Origin of the sequence: Enterobacter sp. SORGH_AS_0287, from assembly GCF_031453695.1 — a bacterium.
In the GTDB taxonomy this organism is placed as follows: Bacteria; Pseudomonadota; Gammaproteobacteria; order Enterobacterales; family Enterobacteriaceae; genus Enterobacter; species Enterobacter ludwigii.
The window spans coordinates 4016188-4039887 of the sequence record NZ_JAVIZW010000001.1 but is presented as its reverse complement, the minus strand read 5'-3'; the positions used below and the strand labels follow the sequence as shown (position 1 = coordinate 4039887).

The window sequence follows — 23700 nt, the reverse complement described above, 5'->3', positions numbered from 1 at the left end:
ATCTATGATGACAAAAGCGATACTGTCGCACTCCTCGCGCCCTGCCGGTTCGACAGGCGGACGTTTTATTCTCTGGGCGCGTAAGAATCTGTTCTCCAGCTGGAGTAACAGCCTGCTGACAATTGTATGTTTGTGGCTTATGTGGGAATTAATTCCACCGCTGCTGAACTGGGCTTTTTTACAGGCTAACTGGTCGGGATCCACTCGCGCAGACTGCACAAAAGCAGGGGCCTGCTGGGTGTTTATCCATGAGCGTTTTGGCCAGTTCATGTATGGATTGTATCCGCATGAACAGCGCTGGCGGATTAATCTGGCACTGGCCATCGGGCTGCTCTCCATCGCCGTAATGTTCTGGAAAAAACTGCCTCATCTGGGCCGTTATATTGCCTGTTGGGCAGTGGTGTATCCCATTATTGTTTGGGTGCTGTTGTATGGCGGCTTCCTGGGGCTGGAACGTGTTGAAACACGTCAGTGGGGTGGGTTAACGCTGACGCTGATTATCGCGTCCGTTGGGATAGCCGGCGCACTGCCATGGGGTATTTTGCTCGCGCTTGGGCGGCGCTCAAAAATGCCTGTCGTACGTGTGCTTTCCGTTATTTTCATTGAATTCTGGCGTGGCGTACCGCTTATCACCGTTCTGTTTATGTCTTCGGTCATGTTGCCGCTGTTTATGGCAGAAGGGACAACGATAGACAAACTGATCCGTGCCCTGGTCGGGGTCATCCTTTTCCAGTCCGCTTACGTTGCGGAAGTGGTGCGTGGGGGCCTGCAGGCTCTGCCTAAAGGTCAGTATGAAGCGGCGGAATCACTGGCACTTGGCTACTGGAAAACGCAGGGACTGGTGATATTGCCACAAGCACTCAAGCTGGTTATCCCGGGCCTGGTCAATACCATCATTGCCCTCTTCAAAGATACCAGCCTGGTGATCATCATCGGGCTGTTCGATCTCTTTAGCAGCGTGCAACAGGCGACCGTTGACCCTGCCTGGCTGGGTATGTCCACCGAGGGATATGTCTTCGCTGCTCTGATCTACTGGATCTTTTGTTTTAGCATGTCGCGCTATAGCCAGCATCTGGAAAAGCGCTTTAACACCGGGCGTACACCGCACTGAGGAAATTATGAGCCAGATTACTATGACACCTGCCGACGCGATGATTACGCTGGAAAACGTGAATAAATGGTACGGGCAGTTTCATGTTTTGAAAGACATTAACCTCAAGGTTAAGCAGGGAGAACGGATCGTTCTTTGTGGCCCTTCCGGGTCCGGAAAATCCACGACCATTCGCTGTATTAACCACCTTGAAGAACATCAGCAGGGGCGCATTGTTGTTGATGGCATCGAGCTGAATGAAGATATTCGTAACATCGAACGGGTGCGCCAGGAAGTGGGAATGGTGTTTCAGCACTTTAACTTGTTTCCCCATCTGACCGTTCTGCAGAACTGTACGCTTGCGCCAATTTGGGTACGAAAGATGCCTAAAAAGGAGGCTGAAGCACTGGCGATGCACTACCTGGAACGGGTACGAATCGCAGAGCACGCCAATAAATTTCCCGGCCAGATATCAGGCGGTCAGCAGCAGCGCGTGGCTATCGCCCGTTCGCTCTGTATGAAACCGAAAATTATGCTTTTTGATGAACCGACATCCGCCCTGGATCCGGAAATGGTGAAAGAGGTACTGGATACCATGATTGGACTGGCGCAGTCCGGGATGACCATGCTGTGTGTGACGCACGAAATGGGGTTTGCCAGAACCGTGGCCGATCGGGTGATCTTTATGGATCGTGGGGAAATCGTTGAGCAGGCACCGCCGGATGAGTTCTTCGCACATCCTAAATCTGAACGTACGCGGGCTTTCCTGTCACAAGTGATCCATTAAGCGTGTCTTAGCCCGGTGGCGCTTCGCTTACCGGGTCTGACTTTTTCCGGGAAACATAACGCAAAAAGGCCATCCTTTCGGATGGCCTCTTCACTTGTTTGATGTCTGGCAGTTCCCTACTCTCACATGGGGAGACCCCACACTACCATCGGCGCTACGGCGTTTCACTTCTGAGTTCGGCATGGGGTCAGGTGGGACCACCGCGCTAAAGCCGCCAGACAAATTCTTTTACTTCTTGCCGAACTTTAACCTAAGTATAAAGTGGTGCTGATACCCAGAGTCGAACTGGGGACCTCACCCTTACCAAGGGTGCGCTCTACCAACTGAGCCATATCAGCACGCTAAATTTGATGCCTGGCAGTTCCCTACTCTCACATGGGGAGACCCCACACTACCATCGGCGCTACGGCGTTTCACTTCTGAGTTCGGCATGGGGTCAGGTGGGACCACCGCGCTAAAGCCGCCAGGCAAATTCTGTAATCTGTATCAGCTGAAAATCGTCTCTCATCGCCAAAACATCTTCGGCGTTGTAAGGTTAAGCCTCACGGTTCATTAGTATCGGTTAGCTCAACGCATCGCTGCGCTTACACACCCGACCTATCAACGTCGTAGTCTTCAACGTTCCTTCAGGAGACTTAAAGTCTCAGGGAGAACTCATCTCGGGGCAAGTTTCGTGCTTAGATGCTTTCAGCACTTATCTCTTCCGCATTTAGCTACCGGGCAGTGCCATTGGCATGACAACCCGAACACCAGTGATGCGTCCACTCCGGTCCTCTCGTACTAGGAGCAGCCCCCCTCAATTCTCCAGCGCCCACGGCAGATAGGGACCGAACTGTCTCACGACGTTCTAAACCCAGCTCGCGTACCACTTTAAATGGCGAACAGCCATACCCTTGGGACCTACTTCAGCCCCAGGATGTGATGAGCCGACATCGAGGTGCCAAACACCGCCGTCGATATGAACTCTTGGGCGGTATCAGCCTGTTATCCCCGGAGTACCTTTTATCCGTTGAGCGATGGCCCTTCCATTCAGAACCACCGGATCACTATGACCTGCTTTCGCACCTGCTCGAGCCGTCACTCTCGCAGTCAAGCTAGCTTATGCCATTGCACTAACCTCCTGATGTCCGACCAGGATTAGCTAACCTTCGTGCTCCTCCGTTACTCTTTGGGAGGAGACCGCCCCAGTCAAACTACCCACCAGACACTGTCCGCAACCCGGATTACGGGTCTACGTTAGAACACCAGCCATTAAAGGGTGGTATTTCAAGGTTGGCTCCACGCAGACTGGCGTCCACGCTTCAAAGCCTCCCACCTATCCTACACATCAAGGACCAGTGTTCAGTGTCAAGCTATAGTAAAGGTTCACGGGGTCTTTCCGTCTTGCCGCGGGTACACTGCATCTTCACAGCGAGTTCAATTTCACTGAGTCTCGGGTGGAGACAGCCTGGCCATCATTACGCCATTCGTGCAGGTCGGAACTTACCCGACAAGGAATTTCGCTACCTTAGGACCGTTATAGTTACGGCCGCCGTTTACCGGGGCTTCGATCAAGAGCTTCGCGTTACCGCTAACCCCATCAATTAACCTTCCGGCACCGGGCAGGCGTCACACCGTATACGTCCACTTTCGTGTTTGCACAGTGCTGTGTTTTTAATAAACAGTTGCAGCCAGCTGGTATCTTCGACTGATTTCAGCTCCACCCGCAGGGGCTTCACCTACATATCAGCGTGCCTTCTCCCGAAGTTACGGCACCATTTTGCCTAGTTCCTTCACCCGAGTTCTCTCAAGCGCCTTGGTATTCTCTACCTGACCACCTGTGTCGGTTTGGGGTACGATTTGATGTTACCTGATGCTTAGAGGCTTTTCCTGGAAGCAGGGCATTTGTTACTTCAGCACCGTAGTGCCTCGTCATCACACCTCAGCGTTAACAAGGAACCGGATTTACCTGGAACCTCCGCCTACATGCTTAAACCGGGACAACCGTCGCCCGGCTAACATAGCCTTCTCCGTCCCCCCTTCGCAGTAACACCAAGTACAGGAATATTAACCTGTTTCCCATCGACTACGCCTTTCGGCCTCGCCTTAGGGGTCGACTCACCCTGCCCCGATTAACGTTGGACAGGAACCCTTGGTCTTCCGGCGAGCGGGCTTTTCACCCGCTTTATCGTTACTTATGTCAGCATTCGCACTTCTGATACCTCCAGCACCCCTCACAGGACACCTTCAACGGCTTACAGAACGCTCCCCTACCCAACAACGCATAAGCGTCGCTGCCGCAGCTTCGGTGCATGGTTTAGCCCCGTTACATCTTCCGCGCAGGCCGACTCGACCAGTGAGCTATTACGCTTTCTTTAAATGATGGCTGCTTCTAAGCCAACATCCTGGCTGTCTGTGCCTTCCCACATCGTTTCCCACTTAACCATGACTTTGGGACCTTAGCTGGCGGTCTGGGTTGTTTCCCTCTTCACGACGGACGTTAGCACCCGCCGTGTGTCTCCCGTGATAACATTCTTCGGTATTCGTAGTTTGCATCGGGTTGGTAAGCCGGGATGGCCCCCTAGCCGAAACAGTGCTCTACCCCCGAAGATGAGTTCACGAGGCGCTACCTAAATAGCTTTCGGGGAGAACCAGCTATCTCCCGGTTTGATTGGCCTTTCACCCCCAGCCACAAGTCATCCGCTAATTTTTCAACATTAGTCGGTTCGGTCCTCCAGTTAGTGTTACCCAACCTTCAACCTGCCCATGGCTAGATCACCGGGTTTCGGGTCTATACCCTGCAACTTAACGCCCAGTTAAGACTCGGTTTCCCTTCGGCTCCCCTATACGGTTAACCTTGCTACAGAATATAAGTCGCTGACCCATTATACAAAAGGTACGCAGTCACCCCATAAAGAGGCTCCCACTGCTTGTACGTACACGGTTTCAGGTTCTTTTTCACTCCCCTCGCCGGGGTTCTTTTCGCCTTTCCCTCACGGTACTGGTTCACTATCGGTCAGTCAGGAGTATTTAGCCTTGGAGGATGGTCCCCCCATATTCAGACAGGATACCACGTGTCCCGCCCTACTCTTCGAGTTCACAGCCTGTGTGCTTTCGTGTACGGGACTTTCACCCTGTACCGTGCGACTTTCCAGACGCTTCCACTAACACACAAGCTGATTCAGACTCTGGGCTGCTCCCCGTTCGCTCGCCGCTACTGGGGGAATCTCGGTTGATTTCTTTTCCTCGGGGTACTTAGATGTTTCAGTTCCCCCGGTTCGCCTCGTTAACCTATGTATTCAGTTAACGATAGTGTGTCGGAACACACTGGGTTTCCCCATTCGGACATCGCCGGGTCAAAGGTTCATATCACCTCGCCGGCGCTTTTCGCAGATTAGCACGTCCTTCATCGCCTCTGACTGCCAGGGCATCCACCGTGTACGCTTAGTCGCTTAACCTCACAACCCGAAGATGTTTCTTTCGATTCACCACCGGTTTGCGAAAATTTGAGAGACTCGAACACACATAACATGTGTGTCGTTTCAATTTTCAGCTTGATCCAGATTTTTAAAGAGCAAATATCTCAAACGTCACCCGAAGATGAGTTTTGAGATATGTCGGCAGGTGACTTTCACTCACGAACCAGCAAGTGGCGTCCCCTAGGGGATTCGAACCCCTGTTACCGCCGTGAAAGGGCGGTGTCCTGGGCCTCTAGACGAAGGGGACACTGAAGTCTCAATCGCAAGACGCCTTGCTATTTACTTTTCATCAGACAATCTGTGTGAGCACTACAAAGGCAGGTTCTTTAAGGTAAGGAGGTGATCCAACCGCAGGTTCCCCTACGGTTACCTTGTTACGACTTCACCCCAGTCATGAATCACAAAGTGGTAAGCGCCCTCCCGAAGGTTAAGCTACCTACTTCTTTTGCAACCCACTCCCATGGTGTGACGGGCGGTGTGTACAAGGCCCGGGAACGTATTCACCGTAGCATTCTGATCTACGATTACTAGCGATTCCGACTTCATGGAGTCGAGTTGCAGACTCCAATCCGGACTACGACGCACTTTATGAGGTCCGCTTGCTCTCGCGAGTTCGCTTCTCTTTGTATGCGCCATTGTAGCACGTGTGTAGCCCTACTCGTAAGGGCCATGATGACTTGACGTCATCCCCACCTTCCTCCAGTTTATCACTGGCAGTCTCCTTTGAGTTCCCGGCCGGACCGCTGGCAACAAAGGATAAGGGTTGCGCTCGTTGCGGGACTTAACCCAACATTTCACAACACGAGCTGACGACAGCCATGCAGCACCTGTCTCAGAGTTCCCGAAGGCACCAATCCATCTCTGGAAAGTTCTCTGGATGTCAAGAGTAGGTAAGGTTCTTCGCGTTGCATCGAATTAAACCACATGCTCCACCGCTTGTGCGGGCCCCCGTCAATTCATTTGAGTTTTAACCTTGCGGCCGTACTCCCCAGGCGGTCGACTTAACGCGTTAGCTCCGGAAGCCACGCCTCAAGGGCACAACCTCCAAGTCGACATCGTTTACGGCGTGGACTACCAGGGTATCTAATCCTGTTTGCTCCCCACGCTTTCGCACCTGAGCGTCAGTCTTTGTCCAGGGGGCCGCCTTCGCCACCGGTATTCCTCCAGATCTCTACGCATTTCACCGCTACACCTGGAATTCTACCCCCCTCTACAAGACTCTAGCCTGCCAGTTTCGAATGCAGTTCCCAGGTTGAGCCCGGGGATTTCACATCCGACTTGACAGACCGCCTGCGTGCGCTTTACGCCCAGTAATTCCGATTAACGCTTGCACCCTCCGTATTACCGCGGCTGCTGGCACGGAGTTAGCCGGTGCTTCTTCTGCGGGTAACGTCAATTGCTGCGGTTATTAACCACAACACCTTCCTCCCCGCTGAAAGTACTTTACAACCCGAAGGCCTTCTTCATACACGCGGCATGGCTGCATCAGGCTTGCGCCCATTGTGCAATATTCCCCACTGCTGCCTCCCGTAGGAGTCTGGACCGTGTCTCAGTTCCAGTGTGGCTGGTCATCCTCTCAGACCAGCTAGGGATCGTCGCCTAGGTGAGCCGTTACCCCACCTACTAGCTAATCCCATCTGGGCACATCTGATGGCAAGAGGCCCGAAGGTCCCCCTCTTTGGTCTTGCGACGTTATGCGGTATTAGCTACCGTTTCCAGTAGTTATCCCCCTCCATCAGGCAGTTTCCCAGACATTACTCACCCGTCCGCCACTCGTCACCCGAGAGCAAGCTCTCTGTGCTACCGTTCGACTTGCATGTGTTAGGCCTGCCGCCAGCGTTCAATCTGAGCCATGATCAAACTCTTCAATTTAAGTTTGATGCTCGTGAATTAAACTTCGTAATGAATTACGTATGTTCACTCAGAGACTTGGTATTCATTTAGTGTCCGAAGACATTAAGAATCCATGTCACTTTGAGTGCCCACACAGATTGTCTGATAAATTGTTAAAGAGCAGTTGCGACGCGGCTTACAGCTCACCGTCGCGAGGTGGCGTATATTACGCTTTCCTCTTTCAGAGTCAACCCTGAAGTTCAGGATTTTTTCTCTTCAACCGACCGGGTTAACTGTGAAGTGATTCACATCCGCCGTGTCGATGGAGGCGCATTATAGGGATCCCAATTTTTAGCACAAGTACTTTTTGGATCTTTTTTTCCAACTGTCGATTTTCCGCGCTTTTCGCTGAAATCCCACCCAATATGCTTAAATATTGACGCTTTTTGCCTTGCCTCGATCCAATAATATGATCAAGTCTTCTATATAGTGCTCATCGTTCGAGGTAGATATGTCCGCAGTATTACGTCCTTATAAAGATCTTCTCCCCCAAAAAGGCGATCGCGTGATGATCGATGCCAGCAGCGTGGTCATCGGCGATGTTCGAATGGCCGATGACGTCAGTATCTGGCCGCTCGTCGCCATTCGGGGGGATGTAAACCATGTGGCCATTGGTGCACGCACCAATATTCAGGACGGTAGCGTTCTGCACGTAACCCACAAATCCTCCTATAACCCCCAGGGCAATCCACTCATCATTGGAGAAGATGTCACCGTCGGCCATAAAGTGATGCTTCACGGCTGCACTATTGGTAATCGAGTTCTCGTTGGCATGGGGTCGATTTTGCTGGATGGCGTCATTGTAGAAGATGACGTGATGATTGGCGCAGGCAGCCTTGTTCCCCAGAACAAAAGACTGGAGAGCGGCTATCTCTATTTGGGAAGCCCGGTAAAACAGATCCGCCCCCTGAAGGAGGCAGAGATCGAAGGATTAAAATACTCGGCGAATAACTACGTTAAATGGAAGAATGACTATCTGAGTCAGGATACCCAGACCCAGCCCTGATCGTCTTCCTGCTGATCGCGGATTAAATCGCTGGCTTCCTCTTCAAGATCCCAGCGATTTTCACAAAACACCTCTAACGGGTCTGAACCACCAAAGCGACGCAACAGCGTTTCCCCACGAATGGCACAGGTAAGTTGCATTCCATGCACCAGCACCGGGAAACAGACCGCCTGTTTACTCTCGTCCCAGCTTTCCCTGTCCGGAAAATGAATTGCCTGATTCACGCCCTGAGCTCCCTTTTCAGCTTTTCAATGACCGGTTCGACCGAAGGCAATACACCGTGCCAGAGCAGCACCGCGTGTGCCGCCTGTCCCACCAGCATTCCCAGCCCATCGGCTACGTGTTTTCCGCCGTGCTGTTCACACCAGCTCAAAAAAGGTGTCTTCCCTTTCTGATAGAACATATCGTAGAAGTAAATATGGGCACTTACCAGCGAAGCAGGGATCGCCGGCACGTCACCACCTATACCGCTGGAGGTGGCGTTGATGATCAGATCAAACTCACGATCGGCAAGTTCATCCAGGGCGACCGCGCTCACGCTGCCGGTATGTGCGAACAACGTAGCCAGCGCTTCTGCCCGCGAGAAGGTCCTGTTTGTAATGGTCACCGCGCAATCCAGTGACAGCAGAGGCAGCAATACTCCCCGCGACGCTCCGCCCGCACCAATCAGCAGAACCCTGAAACCAGGCTTAATAAACGAGAGCCTTTCCAGATCGCTCAGTAACCCAATTCCGTCAGTGTTGTCTCCCAGCAGGCGTCCATCCTCAAGCCGTTTTAAGGTATTCACTGCACCCGCAAGGGAAGCACGCTCGGTGAGTTCATCCGCACGTTCGAAGGCTTCCTCTTTAAACGGTACCGTTACATTCGCACCTTTGCCACCCGCGTTGAAGAAACCCTCCAGCGCAGGAATAAATGCATCAACAGGTGCCAGCACGCGGCCATAGGGATGATTTATTTGCAGTTGCTCGGCAAACAGTTGATGGATTAACGGTGACTTGCTGTGCGCTATCGGATTACCAAAAACAGCATAGGTTTCCATTGGATTACCCCTGGCGAAAACGTTCGCCGGTCAAGGCGTCGCGGATTTCAGACGGATTGAGGCGCCCTCCCGTCTCACCGACGGCAACCGGGAAATCATTCCCAAACTGCGCCCTTACTTCGTCGGTTGTGCGGCAAGGTGGCTGCCCGGTCAGATTCGCGCTGGTTGAGACCAGTGGTTTTCCAAAGGCCAGGCAAAGTTCGACCACCAGCGGATGGTCCGTCACGCGCACGGCGAGGGAATCAAAGCGCCCGGTCAACCAGCGCGGCGTTGTCGGCTTCGCCGGGAAAACAAAGGTCACGGGGCCGGGCCATGCTGAGAAAATAGTCTCCCGCTGCTCCGGCGTTAGCATGGAATCATCGATATAAGGCTTAAGCTGCTCATAGTTAGCAGCGATTAAAATAAGCCCTTTTTCGACTGGCCTCTGTTTAAGTGTGAGCAGTCGGCCAACGGCCGTTTCGCTGTCAGGATCGCAACCGACCCCAAAAACAGCTTCAGTTGGATAGGCGATGACTTCTTCATTTTTCAGGACATCCACCGCATGAGCAATGGAGCCTGATGGCAGGTTATTCTTCACTGTTTTGATCCGCCGGAACCGGCTTTCCACATTGTTTACTGGCGCAGAAGCGTTTCAAACCTTGCGCCGTTTTTTTCTCTATAAGTAACGGATAATTGCAATGAGAGCAGACACCCGCTACCGGTTTGAAATTGATAACAAACTGACATTCAGGATAGCGATCGCAGGAATGAAAGGTCTTACCAAAACGAGAACGGCGCTGCACGAGCTGTCCACGCTGGCATTGAGGACAGGCAATAGCCGTTTCATCAGGTTTATCAATTTGTTCTGTATGTTCACATTCAGGATAGTGGCTACAGCCAATAAACATGCCGAAACGGCCCTGACGTAGCGCTAACTCGCCGCCGCAAAGAGGGCAAAGCTGTCCCTCCAGAATTTTGACGATATGTCCATCCGCCTGGCTTTTCAGGGGACGGACATAATCACATTCCGGATAGTGGGAACAACCGAGAAACGGGCCGTGTTTCCCGGACCGAATAACAAGTTCAGCCCCGCACTGCGGGCAGGGCTCATTTTTATGCACCGTGAATAGTGCTGATTTGGCCATAACAACTCTTGGTGCTGCACATTGAATTAATGCAGCATACCTTCATTCACTTCAAAGAGTAATTCTTCCATTTGCTGATAGGCATTTTCACAGCCTGGAATATTAAACAGAACCATCAGGATGACCCACTTGAGGTCTTCCAGTTCGAAGTCTGCCGTATCCAGCGCCATAACGCGCTCTATCACCATCTCTCTCGTTTCGAGGTTTAGCACCTGAATCTGCTCAAGGAATAAAATGAATCCCCGGCAGCTCGCGTCCAGCCTTTCACACTCTTCAGCTGTGTAGATGCGCACAGACAATGGGTCAGAAGCTAACTGCATCGGTTCGGCGAGGCCTTCCTGATAATCAGCCAGTTTTTCCAGCCACATCAACGCATTATAGATATCTTCCCGCTCAAACCCCGCATCGGTAAGATCCTGTGTCAATTTGTCCTGATCCACTCGCATTTCTGCTTCGTTATGGATGTAAGTCTCAAACAAATACATCAGTACGTCGAACATGGCTTGCCCTCCTTAATCGGACATAGCCGCCGGGTACAGCTGCGATCCATCCTGCTAACTCCAGTTCGAGTAGCTGTGCTACCGTAACTGGCACAGGTTGGCCGGCACGTTCAGCGACAACGTCAACAGGTGTTACCTCATCTCCTACGTTAGCCAGGAGCTTGGGAAATGGCAATGCCACCTTTCCCTGATCTGATGAATAATGTCGCTTTTCGGGATCTTCCTGCAGCCGTTGCAATCCATATTGCAAATTTTCAAGAATGTCTCTGACTTCCGTTACCGGTGTTGCACCCTGCTTTATCAGCCAGTGCGGCCCTTCGCAGCCCGGGTTACCAATTGGGCCGGGTAAGGCAAACACGTCTCGCCCCTGCTCAAGCGCGCACCGTGCGGTCACAAGCGAACCGCTGCGTACCGCTGCTTCAACCACGAATACCCCCTGACTTAGCCCGCTGATAATTCGATTACGCCGGGGAAAGTGTCCCGGCCGGGGCTGCGCTGACAGCGGAAACTCAGACACTATCGCGCCACCAGAATCGATAAGCCGCGCAGCCAGCGCCTGATGCCGACGAGGATAAATACTAAAGAGACCGTTACCCAGCACCGCAACGCTACGCCCTTTTGCCGATAGCGCAGCGTTGTGGGCGACACCGTCAATTCCGCAGGCCAGCCCGCTGGTGATCGTTAAACCACTTTGAGAAAGCTGTTCACAGAGAATTTTTCCCCATCGCTCGCCGTACCATGACGGTGCACGGCTGCCAACAACCGCCAGCTGAACTGCATTCAGTACATCAGGGTTGCCTTTAACAAAGACTGCGCCTGGATAATCCGGGATCGTCCGGAGTAAAGGAGGATAAAGAGGATGCTCCGCCGTGATCAGATGGTTACCCGGCTGTTCGAGCCAGAGCAGGCTACTTTCCAGCTCACTTTCTCTGAGCGCAAAGAACCGTGCAGCCTGTTTGACAGACAGACCGGCGTCTCTGACAACGGGACCGTCAATGGTTGTCTGGTTGTGCAATCGTGCTGCCGCTTCCAGCATCACATCGCCATAAAGAGAACCGGTGTGTATTAACCGTAGCCATAACTCAGTCGATGTCATCCTTTCCCCTGCCATAAGCGGCCTCCGCAATCATTGCGATTGGTCACTGATGCTGTCAATCGATGGGGGTTTTGTCTAGAATAGGAGATAATATTCTTATCAACTCCTGAACACGACTCTGGAAATTTATGGCAGTTTTGCAAGTGTTACATATTCCGGACGAGCGCCTTCGCATCGTCGCTGAACCGGTAAAAGAAGTGAATGCAGAAATTCAGCGTATCGTTGATGATATGTTCGATACCATGTACGCCGAAGAAGGTATTGGTCTTGCGGCCACTCAGGTCGACATTCACAAGCGTATTATCGTGATCGACGTATCTGAAAATCGCGATGGCCGCCTGGTGTTAATCAATCCTGAGCTGCTCGAGAAGAGTGGCGAAACAGGTATTGAGGAAGGTTGTCTGTCTATTCCGGAACAGCGTGCTTTAGTGCCGCGTGCCGAAAAAGTGAAAATTCGCGCCTTGGATCGTGACGGCAATCCGTTCGAACTGGAAGCTGACGACCTGCTGGCGATCTGTATTCAGCATGAGATGGATCATCTGGTCGGTAAACTGTTTATCGATTATCTCTCGCCGCTGAAGCAGCAACGAATTCGTCAGAAAGTAGAGAAACTGGATCGTTTGCGTTCTCGCGCATAACGTCCCCCCGGATACAAGGATCATCGTGTCTAAATCACTACGTATTATCTTCGCGGGAACCCCTGATTTTGCAGCGCGTCATCTTGACGCGCTGTTATCTTCTGGCCACCAGGTTGTTGGCGTGTTTACCCAACCGGATCGCCCGGCTGGCCGTGGTAAAAAACTGATGCCAGGTCCTGTTAAGGTGCTGGCAGAAGAGCATGGGTTACCTGTTTTCCAGCCAGCATCCTTGCGCCCTCAGGTAAACCAGCAGCTTGTCGCTGACCTGAATGCCGATGTAATGGTGGTGGTGGCTTACGGTTTAATTCTGCCAAAAGCTGTGCTTGATATGCCTCGCCTGGGTTGCATTAACGTGCATGGTTCTCTGCTTCCACGCTGGCGCGGGGCAGCACCTATTCAGCGCTCTTTATGGGCGGGTGATGCTGAAACGGGCGTCACAATCATGAAGATGGATGTAGGTTTAGACACCGGTGACATGCTTTATAAACTGGCCTGCCCCATTACGGCCGAGGATACCAGTGCCACCCTGTATGACAAGCTGGCAGAGCTTGGCCCGCAAGGGCTGATTGAAACCCTCCAGCAGATTGCGAATAATACGGCGAAACCTGAAGTTCAGGATGAAGCGCTGGTCACTTACGCTGAAAAATTGAGTAAAGAAGAAGCCCGGATTGACTGGTCTCTGTCAGCGGCTCAACTTGAACGCTGCATTCGCGCCTTTAATCCATGGCCGATGAGCTGGATGGTTATCGACGAGCAGCCGGTGAAAGTCTGGAAAGCCTCCCTTATTGACGGTCACACAACGGCTGATCCCGGTACGATTATCGACGCCAGCAAGAACGGTATTCAGGTAGCTACCGCACAAGGGATCCTGAATCTGGAATCGCTACAACCTGCGGGTAAGAAGGCGATGAGCGCACAGGATTTGTTAAATTCTCGTCGCGAATGGTTTATCCCGGGCAATCGCCTTGCCTGACCTCATTTAATTTTAGCGCCCGGTGTTTCCGGGCATTTTTATTTTTACGGTTATGAAAAAACAAAATTTACGCAGTATGGCGGCTCAGGCCGTTGAGCAGGTTGTCGAGCAGGGCCAGTCATTGAGCAATATCCTGCCAGCTTTGCAGCAAAAAGTGTCCGACAAAGACAAAGCCCTGCTTCAGGAGCTCTGTTTTGGCGTCCTGCGCACGCTTTCTCAGCTCGAGTGGCTGGTTAATAAGCTGATGTCACGTCCAATGACCGGCAAGCAGCGCACCCTGCATTATTTGATTATGGTTGGCTTCTATCAGCTTCTTCACACGCGTATCCCGCCTCATGCCGCACTGGCTGAGACAGTGGAAGGTGCCGTTGTGATTAAACGTCCTATGCTGAAAGGGTTGATTAATGGCGTTCTGCGCCAGTTCCAGCGACAGCAGGAAGAGCTTCTGGCTGAGTTCGAGCAAAGTGAAGCACGTTATCTGCATCCTGACTGGCTTCTGAATCGCCTTAAAAAAGCCTGGCCAGAGCAGTGGCAGGCAATTGCCGACGCGAATAATCAGCGTCCGCCGATGTGGTTACGCGTCAACCGTAATCACCATACGCGCTATGCCTGGCTGGCTTTACTGGAAGAGTCTGGAATGAGCGGCTTCACACATGAAGCATATCCTGACGCTGTGCGTTTAGCCTCTCCTGCTCCGGTACATGCTTTACCTGGTTTTGATGAAGGCTGGGTGACCGTACAAGATGCTTCCGCGCAGGGCTGCATGGCCTGGCTGGAACCTAAAAACGGCGAGCACATCCTCGATCTCTGCGCCGCGCCAGGCGGCAAGACGACGCATATTCTGGAAGTGGCCCCTCAGGCAAACGTCATGGCCGTGGATGTCGATGAGCAGCGTCTTTCACGCGTCTATGACAACCTTAAGCGCCTGGGAATGAAAGCGCAGGTTAAGCAAGGCGATGGCCGTAAACCCGCAGAATGGTGTGGTGAAACGCAATTCGATCGCATCTTGTTGGATGCTCCCTGCTCGGCAACCGGCGTTATTCGTCGCCACCCGGATATCAAGTGGTTGCGTCGCGATCGCGATATCAAGGAACTGACTCAACTGCAATCCGACATTCTTGATGCCATTTGGCCACACCTGAAGCCAGGAGGCACACTGGTCTATGCGACCTGTTCGGTCCTTCCGGAAGAAAACAGTCAGCAGATTGCAGCCTTCCTTAAACGTACCCCGGATGCAGTGCTACACGACACGGGCACGCCTGAACGCCCAGGCCTGCAGAATCTGCCGGCCGCTGAAGAAGGTGATGGCTTCTTTTACGCTAAGCTAATCAAAGAGTGATGTTGAGAACAGGTCACGAGATATGAAGATAATCATTCTGGGCGCCGGACAGGTTGGTGGGACGCTGGCTGAAAACCTTGTTGGCGAAAATAATGACATCACGATTGTCGATACCAATGGCGATCGGCTGCGTGTTTTACAGGACAAATTTGACCTTCGCGTCGTGCAAGGTCATGGCTCGCACCCGCGTGTCCTGCGTGAAGCGGGCGCCGACGATGCTGACATGCTGGTTGCGGTGACCAGTTCTGACGAAACCAACATGGTGGCATGTCAGGTGGCCTATTCGTTGTTCAACACGCCGAACCGGATCGCGCGCATCCGCTCCCCGGACTATGTCCGGGATGCAGAGAAGCTGTTTAATTCCGAAGCGGTCCCTATCGACCATCTCATCGCCCCAGAACAGCTGGTTATCGACAATATCTACCGCCTGATCGAATATCCTGGTGCGCTGCAGGTGGTGAACTTCGCCGAAGGTAAAGTGAGCCTGGCGGTCGTTAAGGCCTATTACGGCGGCCCATTGATCGGTAATGCGCTCTCCACCATGCGTGAGCATATGCCGCATATTGATACCCGCGTTGCAGCCATTTTCCGCCATGACAGGCCAATTCGCCCACAGGGTTCAACCATAGTCGAGGCAGGTGATGAAGTCTTCTTCATCGCGGCATCTCAGCATATTCGCGCCGTAATGAGCGAACTGCAGCGTCTCGAAAAACCGTATAAACGCATTATGCTCGTTGGCGGTGGTAATATCGGCGCGGGTCTGGCGCACAGGCTGGAAAAAGACTACAGCGTGAAGTTGATCGAGCGCGATCAACAGCGCGCGGCTGAGCTGGCTGAAAAGCTGCAAAACACCATCGTGTTTTATGGCGATGCCTCTGATCAAGAGCTGCTGGCAGAAGAGCATATTGATCAAGTTGATCTGTTTATTGCCGTCACTAACGACGACGAGGCGAACATTATGTCCGCCATGCTCGCCAAACGTATGGGGGCAAAAAAAGTCATGGTGCTTATTCAACGCCGCGCCTACGTTGACCTCGTGCAGGGAAGCGTTATTGATATCGCGATATCACCGCAGCAAGCAACCATTTCAGCCCTGCTGAGCCATGTTCGTAAGGCGGATATTGTTGGCGTATCTTCCCTTCGCCGCGGTGTGGCTGAAGCCATTGAGGCCGTTGCTCATGGTGATGAAACCACATCACGCGTTGTGGGCCGCGCTATCGATGAAATTAAACTGCCACCGGGAACAATTATTGGTGCCGTGGTGCGTGGAAACGACGTGATGATTGCGAATGATAATTTACGTATCGAGCAAGGCGACCACGTCATTATGTTCCTTACCGATAAAAAGTTTATTACCGACGTCGAACGTTTATTCCAGCCAAGTCCATTCTTCCTGTAATCAATCAGGTGCTTATAAAAGAGCACCTGATTATTAACCCTCTTATTCCCATGCCTTTTATTTTTCATAACGATTAATTATCCCCAATGGAAATTAACTAATCATTTGTTAAACTTATAATCGTCAGTTGGCTCAAGGAGAAGAAAATGAGTTTAGTTAAAGAATTTCGCGAATTTGCGATGCGCGGGAATGTGGTGGATCTGGCAGTGGGTGTCATTATCGGTGCAGCGTTCGGTAAGATCGTTTCATCACTGGTAGCCGACATTATTATGCCTCCCCTCGGGCTGTTAATCGGGGGCATTGATTTTAAACAGTTTGCCGTGACGCTTCGGGATGCACAGGGTGATGTCCCTGCCGTTGTTATGCATTATGGCGTTTTCATTCAGAACATATTTGATTTCGTGATCGTGGCGTTCGCCATTTTTATGGCTATCAAGCTTATCAATAAGCTTAACCGTAAAAAGGCTGAAGAACCGGCTGCGCCGCCTGCCCCGACAAAAGAAGAAGTGTTATTGACTGAAATTCGCGATCTTTTGAAAGAGCAAAATAACCGCTCTTAATCAGACGTTGAAAAAAGGAAGGCCAGTGGTAAAAAAGCGATTCGCTTGCTTGCCACTGGCCTCCCAGTTACCCCGTTTTGCATGTTTCCCTTTTCGTAAATAACTCCCTTTTCCTTTTTTATTCTTCTCAATACGCTGCCTGAAAAGCGGGTCGTGGAGCAGTGCCTCAATGGCATTGTCCTGAATTTGCCCTTTCGTATGCTGATAGCGGCTCATAATTTCTCCTGAGCATGGTGTATGTCGAGGGGAGTCTAGTCCCGGATGAAGTAAAAATCAACTACCCTGGGTTCCACTGGCCCCCTGTTCAAGGGCTTCAAGAATTGAACAATAAATACTGCTATGGGCTGTACCGCAGCAGGCGTCATTCAACCGTTGCAGAGAACGCTGCATGGTCTGCAGTTCCTGTATACGCGCTTCAACTTCATCAAGCCTTGCCTGTACGATGCTCTTCGACTCCTGGCAAGTATGGTGTTCAGGATCGATGCGGATCGAAAGTAACTCGCGGATCGAGTCCAGCGTGAAACCAAGCTGGCGAGCGTAGCGGATAAACCGTAAGCGCTGCAGGTCATGATCGGTATAGAGTCGAAATCCACCTTCAGTACGAACCTCGTGATCAATCATCTGCTGCTTTTCGTAATAGCGGATAGTGTCCGGCGTTACGTTAGCAAGCCTGGCAAGTTCACCGATACGGTACATGGTTATTCCTCATTTATTTTCTGCATTAGCCTGTCACTGTACTCACCGTGCAAAAAGTCTGTGCTCATTCCAGCCTGACGCATTTTGAGTTCGATGAGAGCCAGTCGACGGCTAATTTCACGGTGGCTGGGATCATCCTTGCGAATCCCTTTCAGCAGGTCAGCCAGTTGCATGGCCTCTTTACGCTGCTCCAATTCCGGTGGTAAACAACCGGCATTTTTGAGTAAGCGATATCCGGCCCGTAATTCAGGGGCAACATGCGAATCATCATCAAGCACTAACGGCTCGCCGCGTCCCGCAAGGTTATCAAATTCGCCTTTTCGCTGAGCATCGCTGATATGGCGTTCTGCCCACTGGTCGAGCAACCACATGAATAACTCCAGAGGATGAACAGAAAAGATACAGATATTGTAGAGAAGTGGGGATTCAGCGGATATAAAAAAACCCGCCGAAGCGGGTTTTTTTACGTTACTACAGATTACTCTGCAGCAGCTTCTGCTTTAGATTCTGAACGATCAACCAGCTCGATGTAAGCCATCGGAGCGTTGTCGCCTGCACGGAAGCCACACTTCAGAATACGAGTGTAACCACCGGCACGGCTCGCGAAACGCGGACCCAGTTCGTTAAACAGTTTTGCCACGATCTCGTTATCACGAGTACGGGCGAATGCCAGACGACGATTTGCAACGCTGTCAGTCTTGGCAAGAGTAATCAGCGGCTCAACTACGCGACGCAGCTCTTTCGCTTTAGGCAGGGTCGTCTTGATGATTTCATGACGAACCAGTGAACCTGCCATGTTGCGGAACATAGCCTGGCGATGGCTGCTGTTGCGGTTCAGTTGACGACCACTCTTACGATGGCGCATGACCTTATCCTTCTCAGTAAAACCTTAACCTGTGATCCGGTTACTCGTCAGCAATGCTTGCTGGTGGCCAGTTTTCCAGGCGCATGCCCAGAGACAGACCACGTGAAGCCAGCACGTCTTTAATCTCGGTAAGAGATTTTTTACCCAGGTTCGGCGTTTTCAGCAACTCAACCTCGGTACGCTGTACCAGATCACCGATATAGTGGATAGCTTCTGCCTTGAGGCAGTTAGCAGAGCGGACAGTCAATTCGAGATCGTCAACAGGGCGCAGCAGGATCGGATCGAATTCTGGTTTCTCTTCTTTCACTTCCGGCTGACGAACATCACGTAAGTCAACGAAAGCTTCCAGTTGTTCTGCCAGGATGGTTGCCGCACGACGAATCGCCTCTTCAGGATCGATTGTGCCGTTGGTTTCCATTTCGATGACCAGCTTGTCCAGGTCGGTACGCTGTTCTACACGCGCTGCTTCAACATTGTAGGCAATACGCTCTACAGGGCTGTAGCATGCGTCGACCAGCAGACGGCCGATTGGGCGCTCATCTTCTTCCGAATGAATTCGGGCAGAAGCCGGCACATAACCACGACCGCGCTGAACTTTGATACGCATGCTAATCGCTGCGTTCTCATCGGTCAGGTGGCAGATCACGTGCTGCGGCTTGACGATTTCAACATCACCGTCGTGGGTGATGTCGGCTGCAGTCACAGGGCCAATGCCAGATTTATTCAGAGTAAGAATAACTTCATCTTTACCCTGAACTCTCACCGCCAGCCCTTTCAGGTTGAGCAGGATTTCAAGGATATCTTCCTGAACGCCTTCTTTGGTGCTGTACTCATGAAGTACACCATCAATCTCAACCTCGGTCACCGCGCAACCCGGCATCGATGAGAGCAGAATACGGCGCAGTGCGTTACCCAGAGTATGGCCAAAGCCACGCTCTAAAGGCTCAAGGGTCACCTTGGCGTGCGTCGAACTCACTTGCTCGATATCTACCAGGCGCGGTTTTAGAAACTCTGTCACAGAACCCTGCATTGTGTCCTCTCTTTGGTACTAAGCTTTACTTGGAGTAAAGCTCGACGATCAGGTGTTCGTTAATGTCCGCAGACAGATCAGAACGTTCTGGCTGACGCTTGAACGTACCTTCCATCTTGCCAGCATCAACTTCCAGCCAGGTTGGCTTTTCACGCTGCTCAGCCAGCTCCAGAGCGGCTTTCACGCGAGATTGCTTTTTCGCTTTCTCACGAATGCTAACAACGTCATTCGCTTTAACCTGATAAGAAGCGATGTTAACAACACGACCGTTTACCATGATTGCTTTATGGCTAACCAACTGGCGTGATTCAGCACGAGTCGCGCCGAAGCCCATACGGTAAACAACGTTGTCCAGACGACCTTCCAGCAGAGCCAGCAGGTTTTCACCTGTGTTGCCTTTCAGACGTGCTGCTTCTTTATAGTAGTTACGGAACTGACGCTCCAGCACACCGTACATACGGCGAACTTTTTGCTTTTCACGCAACTGCACACCATAGTCAGACAGACGCGGTTTACGCGCACCGTGCTGGCCAGGAGCTTGTTCAATTTTACACTTGGTATCGATCGCGCGAACGCCAGACTTAAGGAATAAGTCGGTGCCCTCACGACGGCTCAGCTTGAGCTTAGGACCCAAATATCTTGCCATTTTCTATCTCCAACTAACCTAAAAAACGAGCGTTATACGCGACGTTTTTTCGGCGGACGACAACCGTTATGAGGGATCGGAGTCACATCAGTAATATTCGTGATGCGGAAACCAGCGGCGTTCAGAGCGCGAACAGTAGATTCACGACCCGGACCCGGACCTTTAACCATAACTTCCAGATTCTTGATGCCGTATTCTTTTACGGCTTCTGCGCAACGCTCTGCTGCAACCTGAGCTGCAAACGGAGTGGATTTGCGAGAACCACGGAAACCGGAACCACCGGCTGTTGCCCAACCCAAAGCGTTACCCTGACGATCAGTAATAGTAACGATGGTGTTGTTGAAAGAAGCATGGATATGAGCCACGCCGTCAGAGACTTGTTTTCTTACACGTTTACGTGCACGAACTGGTGCCTTTGCCATTATTCAATCACCCCGATTATTTCTTGATCGGTTTGCGCGGACCCTTACGGGTACGTGCGTTGGTCTTAGTACGCTGACCGCGCACTGGCAGACCACGACGATGACGCAAACCGCGATAGCAACCAAGATCCATCAGGCGCTTGATGCTCATGCTGATTTCACGGCGCAGATCACCTTCAACGACAAATTTGGCAACTTCGTCACGCAGCGTGTCGATTTGTTCTTCAGACAGCTCACTGATCTTAACATCTTCAGCGATACCCGCTGCAGCCAGAATGGCTTTGGAACGGGTCTTGCCGACGCCATAGATCGAAGTTAATGCGATCACAGCATGTTTCTGATCAGGAATGTTAATGCCTGCTATACGGGCCACTATGCACTCCTACTATTTAATATGTACGCACCATGCTGAAAAGCCCGTTTTCAGGATACTCAAATGGAAACGTACAGACATACAAAAGATTGGCTGGCTAATCTAGCCAGCTCAACCCAACTTTGCAAGAAAAATATGCGAAATAATCAGCCTTGGCGCTGTTTATGCTTCGGCTCGGCACTGCAAATCACACGGATGACACCATCACGCTTAACGATTTTGCAGTTACGGCATAATTTCTTGACGGAAGCACGAACTTTCATTTTTACTCTCCGTAACTTCTCAGGCGACCATTTAGCGGCCGTAGCCTTTCAGGTTCGCCTTCTTCAATGCAGACTCATACTGACTGGACATCATCAGAGTTTGCACTTGAGCCATAAAGTCCATAATCACGACAACAACGATAAGCAGTGAGGTCCCACCGAAGTAGAACGGTACCTTCATTGCATCACGCATGAACTCCGGGATCAGGCAGATAAAAGTAATATAAAGCGCACCAACCAAAGTCAGGCGAGTCATTACTTTATCGATATACTTCGCCGTTTGCTCTCCCGGACGAATTCCTGGTACAAATGCACCGGACTTCTTCAGGTTATCTGCTGTTTCACGCGGGTTGAAAACCAACGCCGTGTAGAAGAAACAGAAGAAGATGATCGCAGACGCATAGAGTAACACATAAAGTGGTTGCCCAGGCTGCAAATACAGCGAAATTGTTGTCAGCCAGTTCCAACCAGTACCGCCCCCGAACCATGACGCGATGGTTGCCGGGAACAGAATAATACTGGAAGCGAAGATAGCCGGGATAACCCCCGCCATGTTCACTTTCAGCGGTAAATGTGTGCTCTGTGCAGCATAGACACGACGACCTTGTTGACGCTTAGCGTAGTTCACCACAATGCGGCGTTGACCACGTTCAACGAAGACAACAAAGAACGTCACTGCAAATACTAATACTGCAACCAACAGCAACAGGAGGAAGTGCAGGTCGCCTTGACGCGCTTGCTCGATAGTGTGGGCAATGGCTGGCGGGAGACCCGCAACGATACCAGCGAAGATAATGATTGAGATACCGTTACCGATACCACGCTCAGTAATCTGTTCGCCGAGCCACATCAGGAACATTGTTCCTGTGACCAGACTTACAACAGCGGTGAAATAGAATGCAAAGCCTGGGTTTAATACCAGGCCCTGCATACCAGGCATATTCGGTAGACCGGTAGCAATACCGATCGACTGGAATATTGCCAGCACCAGAGTGCCGTAACGGGTGTACTGGCTTATCTTACGACGTCCAGACTCCCCTTCTTTCTTCAGTTCTGCCAGGGCCGGATGAACGACCGTCAGCAGCTGGATAATAATCGATGCCGAAATATACGGCATGATACCCAGAGCGAAGATAGAAGCACGGCTGAGAGCACCACCAGAGAACATGTTAAACATTTCAATGATGGTGCCTCGCTGTTGCTCAAGCAGTTTGGCAAGTACAGCGGCATCGATACCAGGGATCGGAATAAAAGAGCCAACACGGAACACAATCAGCGCGCCGATAACAAACAGCAGTCTGCGTTTCAGCTCGCCAAATCCACCTTTGGCACTTTGAAAATCTAATCCCGGTTGCTTAGCCATCTGCTACTTATTCCTCAATTTTACCGCCAGCGGCTTCGATAGCAGCACGAGCACCTTTAGTAACACGCAGGCCACGAACAGTTACCGGAGTAGAAACTTCACCAGCCAGGATCACTTTCGCGAACTCGATCTGGATACCGATAATGTTTGCCGCTTTCAGCGTGTTCAGGTCTACAACGCCGCCTTCAACTTTCGCCAGGTCAGACAGACGGATTTCCGCTGTAATCGCTGCTTTGCGAGAAGTGAAGCCGAACTTCGGCAGACGACGGTACAGTGGCATCTGGCCACCCTCGAAACCGCGACGTACGCCACCGCCAGAACGAGAGTTCTGACCTTTGTGACCACGACCACCGGTTTTGCCGAGGCCAGAACCGATACCACGACCCAGGCGTTTACCCGCCTTTTTAGAGCCTTCGGCCGGAGACAGAGTATTTAAACGCATCTCTTACTCCTCAACTTTAACCATGAAGTAAACCGCGTTGACCATACCACGAACAGCGGGAGTATCCTCGCGCTCAACGGTATGACCAATACGACGCAGACCCAGGCCAAGCAGCGTTGCCTTGTGTTTCGGCAGACGACCGATTGCACTGCGGGTTTGAGTGATTTTAATAGTCTTTGCCATGGTCAATTACCCCAGAATTTCTTCAACGGATTTACCACGCTTGGCAGCGACCATTTCTGGAGAATTCATATTTTCCAGGCCATCAATAGTTGCACGAACCACGTTAATCGGGTTGGTGGAACCGTATGCTTTAGCCAGAACGTTATGAACCCCAGCAACTTCCAGAACGGCGCGCATTGCACCACCGGCGATGATACCGGTACCTTCTGAAGCTGGCTGCATGAATACACGAGAACCCGTGTGAACACCTTTAACTGGGTGCTGCAGGGTACCGTTGTTCAGCGCGACGTTAATCATATTGCGACGGGCTTTTTCCATCGCTTTCTGGATCGCTGCTGGAACTTCACGCGCTTTACCGTAACCAAAACCAACGCGACCGTTACCATCGCCAACTACAGTCAGAGCTGTGAAGGAGAAAATACGACCACCTTTAACGGTTTTAGATACGCGGTTAACCGCGATCAGCTTTTCCTGCAGTTCGCCAGCCTGTTTTTCGATGTGAGCCATCTTACACC

At 51.6% G+C, this 23700-nt stretch carries 27 protein-coding genes, 2 tRNA genes and 4 rRNA genes; 8 read left to right on the top strand and 25 right to left on the bottom strand.

Annotated elements, in window-relative coordinates; translation table 11 throughout:
* Positions 1–7 precede the first annotated feature (7 nt).
* Complete coding sequence (locus tag QE396_RS19245; protein ID WP_020883491.1) at positions 8–1111, top strand: amino acid ABC transporter permease; 1104 nt, start codon at positions 8–10, stop codon at positions 1109–1111.
* A 7-nt stretch (positions 1112–1118) separates the two neighbouring features.
* Complete coding sequence (locus QE396_RS19240) at positions 1119–1877, top strand: amino acid ABC transporter ATP-binding protein (protein ID WP_014171880.1); 759 nt, start codon at positions 1119–1121, stop codon at positions 1875–1877.
* Positions 1878–1980: 103 nt separating this feature from the next.
* Here QE396_RS19240 and rrf (QE396_RS19235) read toward each other — a convergent pair.
* The 6 genes from rrf (QE396_RS19235) to QE396_RS19210 form a co-directional block, all read right to left on the bottom strand.
* Positions 1981–2096, bottom strand: a 5S ribosomal RNA gene (gene rrf / locus QE396_RS19235).
* A gap of 43 nt (positions 2097–2139) precedes the next feature.
* Positions 2140–2215, bottom strand: a tRNA-Thr gene (locus QE396_RS19230).
* Positions 2216–2229: 14 nt separating this feature from the next.
* Positions 2230–2345 (bottom strand): 5S ribosomal RNA (rrf, locus tag QE396_RS19225).
* 63 nt (positions 2346–2408) lie between these two features.
* Positions 2409–5314: ribosomal RNA gene (locus tag QE396_RS19220) — 23S ribosomal RNA — on the bottom strand.
* 192 nt (positions 5315–5506) lie between these two features.
* Positions 5507–5582, bottom strand: a tRNA-Glu gene (locus tag QE396_RS19215).
* A gap of 85 nt (positions 5583–5667) precedes the next feature.
* Positions 5668–7207: ribosomal RNA gene (locus tag QE396_RS19210) — 16S ribosomal RNA — on the bottom strand.
* The 16S, 23S and 5S rRNA genes sit together here with 2 tRNA genes alongside, the layout of an rRNA operon.
* A gap of 472 nt (positions 7208–7679) precedes the next feature.
* Between QE396_RS19210 and QE396_RS19205 the strand changes: the two genes are divergently transcribed.
* Positions 7680–8234 (top strand): gamma carbonic anhydrase family protein, encoded by a 555-nt coding sequence (locus tag QE396_RS19205; RefSeq protein WP_014171882.1) that lies wholly within the window; start codon positions 7680–7682, stop codon positions 8232–8234.
* Here the strand turns inward: QE396_RS19205 and QE396_RS19200 are convergent.
* From QE396_RS19200 to dprA, 6 genes are read right to left on the bottom strand one after another with little or no spacing between them, the layout of a single operon-like run.
* The gene (locus QE396_RS19200) at positions 8210–8458 is read right to left on the bottom strand and encodes a DUF1488 domain-containing protein (RefSeq protein WP_014171883.1); all 249 of its coding nucleotides are present in this window, start codon (positions 8456–8458) and stop codon (positions 8210–8212) included. The two genes, QE396_RS19205 and QE396_RS19200, sit on opposite strands and share 25 nt — an antisense overlap.
* Positions 8455–9273, bottom strand: coding sequence for a shikimate dehydrogenase (gene aroE / locus QE396_RS19195; protein ID WP_020882979.1), 819 nt, complete (start codon positions 9271–9273; stop codon positions 8455–8457). Before aroE ends, QE396_RS19200 begins: the two co-directional genes overlap by 4 nt.
* Before the next feature lie 4 nt (positions 9274–9277).
* Positions 9278–9850, bottom strand: coding sequence for an L-threonylcarbamoyladenylate synthase type 1 TsaC (gene tsaC / locus QE396_RS19190; RefSeq protein WP_020882978.1), 573 nt, complete (start codon positions 9848–9850; stop codon positions 9278–9280).
* Positions 9840–10397: a type I DNA topoisomerase gene (locus QE396_RS19185; protein ID WP_014171886.1), complete on the bottom strand. Its 558-nt coding sequence runs from the start codon at positions 10395–10397 to the stop codon at positions 9840–9842. The genes tsaC and QE396_RS19185 overlap by 11 nt, the downstream gene beginning before the upstream one ends.
* Positions 10398–10423: 26 nt before the next feature.
* The gene (smg, locus tag QE396_RS19180) at positions 10424–10897 is read right to left on the bottom strand and encodes a DUF494 family protein Smg (RefSeq protein ID WP_014171887.1); all 474 of its coding nucleotides are present in this window, start codon (positions 10895–10897) and stop codon (positions 10424–10426) included.
* The gene (dprA, locus tag QE396_RS19175) at positions 10869–11993 is read right to left on the bottom strand and encodes a DNA-protecting protein DprA (protein WP_032669679.1); all 1125 of its coding nucleotides are present in this window, start codon (positions 11991–11993) and stop codon (positions 10869–10871) included. Before dprA ends, smg begins: the two co-directional genes overlap by 29 nt.
* 128 nt (positions 11994–12121) lie before the next feature.
* On the opposite strand from dprA, the gene def reads away from it, so the two are divergent.
* From def to mscL, 5 genes are all read left to right on the top strand, one after another.
* Entirely contained in the window at positions 12122–12631 is a 510-nt protein-coding gene (def, locus tag QE396_RS19170) for a peptide deformylase (RefSeq protein ID WP_008503479.1), read from the top strand.
* Between the two features lie 25 nt (positions 12632–12656).
* A complete protein-coding gene (gene fmt / locus QE396_RS19165; protein WP_020882976.1) occupies positions 12657–13604 on the top strand; it encodes a methionyl-tRNA formyltransferase in 948 nt (315 codons plus the stop codon).
* Between the two features lie 52 nt (positions 13605–13656).
* Positions 13657–14943: a 16S rRNA (cytosine(967)-C(5))-methyltransferase RsmB gene (rsmB, locus tag QE396_RS19160; protein WP_309952127.1), complete on the top strand. Its 1287-nt coding sequence runs from the start codon at positions 13657–13659 to the stop codon at positions 14941–14943.
* A 22-nt stretch (positions 14944–14965) separates the two neighbouring features.
* The gene (trkA, locus tag QE396_RS19155; RefSeq protein WP_014171891.1) at positions 14966–16342 is read left to right on the top strand and encodes a Trk system potassium transporter TrkA; all 1377 of its coding nucleotides are present in this window, start codon (positions 14966–14968) and stop codon (positions 16340–16342) included.
* Positions 16343–16488: 146 nt separating this feature from the next.
* Positions 16489–16902 carry a large-conductance mechanosensitive channel protein MscL gene (gene mscL, locus QE396_RS19150; RefSeq protein WP_014171892.1) on the top strand — a complete coding sequence of 138 codons (414 nt, stop codon included), beginning with the start codon at positions 16489–16491 and terminating at the stop codon, positions 16900–16902.
* Here mscL and QE396_RS19145 read toward each other — a convergent pair whose 3' ends face one another.
* From QE396_RS19145 to rpsE, 13 genes are all read right to left on the bottom strand, one after another.
* Positions 16903–17118, bottom strand: a complete 216-nt coding sequence (locus QE396_RS19145) for an alternative ribosome-rescue factor A (RefSeq protein WP_014171893.1) — start codon at positions 17116–17118, stop codon at positions 16903–16905. It lies immediately after the preceding gene.
* Between the two features lie 57 nt (positions 17119–17175).
* The gene (zntR, locus tag QE396_RS19140) at positions 17176–17598 is read right to left on the bottom strand and encodes a Zn(2+)-responsive transcriptional regulator (RefSeq protein ID WP_020882974.1); all 423 of its coding nucleotides are present in this window, start codon (positions 17596–17598) and stop codon (positions 17176–17178) included.
* 2 nt (positions 17599–17600) lie between these two features.
* Positions 17601–17969, bottom strand: coding sequence for a DUF1992 domain-containing protein (locus QE396_RS19135; protein WP_014171895.1), 369 nt, complete (start codon positions 17967–17969; stop codon positions 17601–17603).
* A 107-nt stretch (positions 17970–18076) separates the two neighbouring features.
* Entirely contained in the window at positions 18077–18463 is a 387-nt protein-coding gene (gene rplQ / locus QE396_RS19130) for a 50S ribosomal protein L17 (protein ID WP_001216372.1), read from the bottom strand.
* A gap of 40 nt (positions 18464–18503) precedes the next feature.
* Positions 18504–19493, bottom strand: coding sequence for a DNA-directed RNA polymerase subunit alpha (locus QE396_RS19125; protein ID WP_002919219.1), 990 nt, complete (start codon positions 19491–19493; stop codon positions 18504–18506).
* 25 nt (positions 19494–19518) lie between these two features.
* Entirely contained in the window at positions 19519–20139 is a 621-nt protein-coding gene (rpsD, locus tag QE396_RS19120) for a 30S ribosomal protein S4 (protein ID WP_004868345.1), read from the bottom strand.
* 32 nt (positions 20140–20171) lie between these two features.
* On the bottom strand, positions 20172–20561 hold the full coding sequence (rpsK, locus tag QE396_RS19115) for a 30S ribosomal protein S11 (protein ID WP_003863312.1): 390 nt from the start codon (positions 20559–20561) through the stop codon (positions 20172–20174).
* 16 nt (positions 20562–20577) lie between these two features.
* Positions 20578–20934 (bottom strand): 30S ribosomal protein S13, encoded by a 357-nt coding sequence (gene rpsM / locus QE396_RS19110; protein WP_003863308.1) that lies wholly within the window; start codon positions 20932–20934, stop codon positions 20578–20580.
* A gap of 146 nt (positions 20935–21080) precedes the next feature.
* Entirely contained in the window at positions 21081–21197 is a 117-nt protein-coding gene (gene rpmJ, locus QE396_RS19105) for a 50S ribosomal protein L36 (RefSeq protein ID WP_000868187.1), read from the bottom strand.
* A gap of 31 nt (positions 21198–21228) precedes the next feature.
* Entirely contained in the window at positions 21229–22560 is a 1332-nt protein-coding gene (secY, locus tag QE396_RS19100) for a preprotein translocase subunit SecY (protein WP_014171896.1), read from the bottom strand.
* A gap of 7 nt (positions 22561–22567) precedes the next feature.
* On the bottom strand, positions 22568–23002 hold the full coding sequence (gene rplO / locus QE396_RS19095) for a 50S ribosomal protein L15 (protein ID WP_003863304.1): 435 nt from the start codon (positions 23000–23002) through the stop codon (positions 22568–22570).
* 3 nt (positions 23003–23005) lie between these two features.
* Entirely contained in the window at positions 23006–23185 is a 180-nt protein-coding gene (gene rpmD, locus QE396_RS19090; protein ID WP_003863301.1) for a 50S ribosomal protein L30, read from the bottom strand.
* Positions 23186–23191: 6 nt separating this feature from the next.
* Complete coding sequence (gene rpsE, locus QE396_RS19085) at positions 23192–23692, bottom strand: 30S ribosomal protein S5 (protein WP_003863299.1); 501 nt, start codon at positions 23690–23692, stop codon at positions 23192–23194.
* Positions 23693–23700 lie beyond the last annotated feature (8 nt).

Coding starts and splice junctions, on each gene's coding strand:
- rpsD (WP_004868345.1), bottom strand. CDS start 20,139: ATGGCAAGATATTTGGGTCCTAAGCTCAAGCTGAGCCGTCGTGAGGGC.
- rsmB (WP_309952127.1), top strand. CDS start 13,657: ATGAAAAAACAAAATTTACGCAGTATGGCGGCTCAGGCCGTTGAGCAG.
- rpmJ (WP_000868187.1), bottom strand. CDS start 21,197: ATGAAAGTTCGTGCTTCCGTCAAGAAATTATGCCGTAACTGCAAAATC.
- dprA (WP_032669679.1), bottom strand. CDS start 11,993: ATGACATCGACTGAGTTATGGCTACGGTTAATACACACCGGTTCTCTT.
- rpsE (WP_003863299.1), bottom strand. CDS start 23,692: ATGGCTCACATCGAAAAACAGGCTGGCGAACTGCAGGAAAAGCTGATC.
- QE396_RS19125 (WP_002919219.1), bottom strand. CDS start 19,493: ATGCAGGGTTCTGTGACAGAGTTTCTAAAACCGCGCCTGGTAGATATC.
- QE396_RS19245 (WP_020883491.1), top strand. CDS start 8: ATGACAAAAGCGATACTGTCGCACTCCTCGCGCCCTGCCGGTTCGACA.
- def (WP_008503479.1), top strand. CDS start 12,122: ATGGCAGTTTTGCAAGTGTTACATATTCCGGACGAGCGCCTTCGCATC.
- secY (WP_014171896.1), bottom strand. CDS start 22,560: ATGGCTAAGCAACCGGGATTAGATTTTCAAAGTGCCAAAGGTGGATTT.
- aroE (WP_020882979.1), bottom strand. CDS start 9,273: ATGGAAACCTATGCTGTTTTTGGTAATCCGATAGCGCACAGCAAGTCA.
- zntR (WP_020882974.1), bottom strand. CDS start 17,598: ATGTACCGTATCGGTGAACTTGCCAGGCTTGCTAACGTAACGCCGGAC.
- rplQ (WP_001216372.1), bottom strand. CDS start 18,463: ATGCGCCATCGTAAGAGTGGTCGTCAACTGAACCGCAACAGCAGCCAT.
- trkA (WP_014171891.1), top strand. CDS start 14,966: ATGAAGATAATCATTCTGGGCGCCGGACAGGTTGGTGGGACGCTGGCT.
- QE396_RS19205 (WP_014171882.1), top strand. CDS start 7,680: ATGTCCGCAGTATTACGTCCTTATAAAGATCTTCTCCCCCAAAAAGGC.
- QE396_RS19240 (WP_014171880.1), top strand. CDS start 1,119: ATGAGCCAGATTACTATGACACCTGCCGACGCGATGATTACGCTGGAA.
- mscL (WP_014171892.1), top strand. CDS start 16,489: ATGAGTTTAGTTAAAGAATTTCGCGAATTTGCGATGCGCGGGAATGTG.
- rplO (WP_003863304.1), bottom strand. CDS start 23,002: ATGCGTTTAAATACTCTGTCTCCGGCCGAAGGCTCTAAAAAGGCGGGT.
- QE396_RS19185 (WP_014171886.1), bottom strand. CDS start 10,397: ATGGCCAAATCAGCACTATTCACGGTGCATAAAAATGAGCCCTGCCCG.
- rpsK (WP_003863312.1), bottom strand. CDS start 20,561: ATGGCAAAGGCACCAGTTCGTGCACGTAAACGTGTAAGAAAACAAGTC.
- smg (WP_014171887.1), bottom strand. CDS start 10,897: ATGTTCGACGTACTGATGTATTTGTTTGAGACTTACATCCATAACGAA.
- QE396_RS19135 (WP_014171895.1), bottom strand. CDS start 17,969: ATGTGGTTGCTCGACCAGTGGGCAGAACGCCATATCAGCGATGCTCAG.
- rpmD (WP_003863301.1), bottom strand. CDS start 23,185: ATGGCAAAGACTATTAAAATCACTCAAACCCGCAGTGCAATCGGTCGT.
- QE396_RS19145 (WP_014171893.1), bottom strand. CDS start 17,118: ATGAGCCGCTATCAGCATACGAAAGGGCAAATTCAGGACAATGCCATT.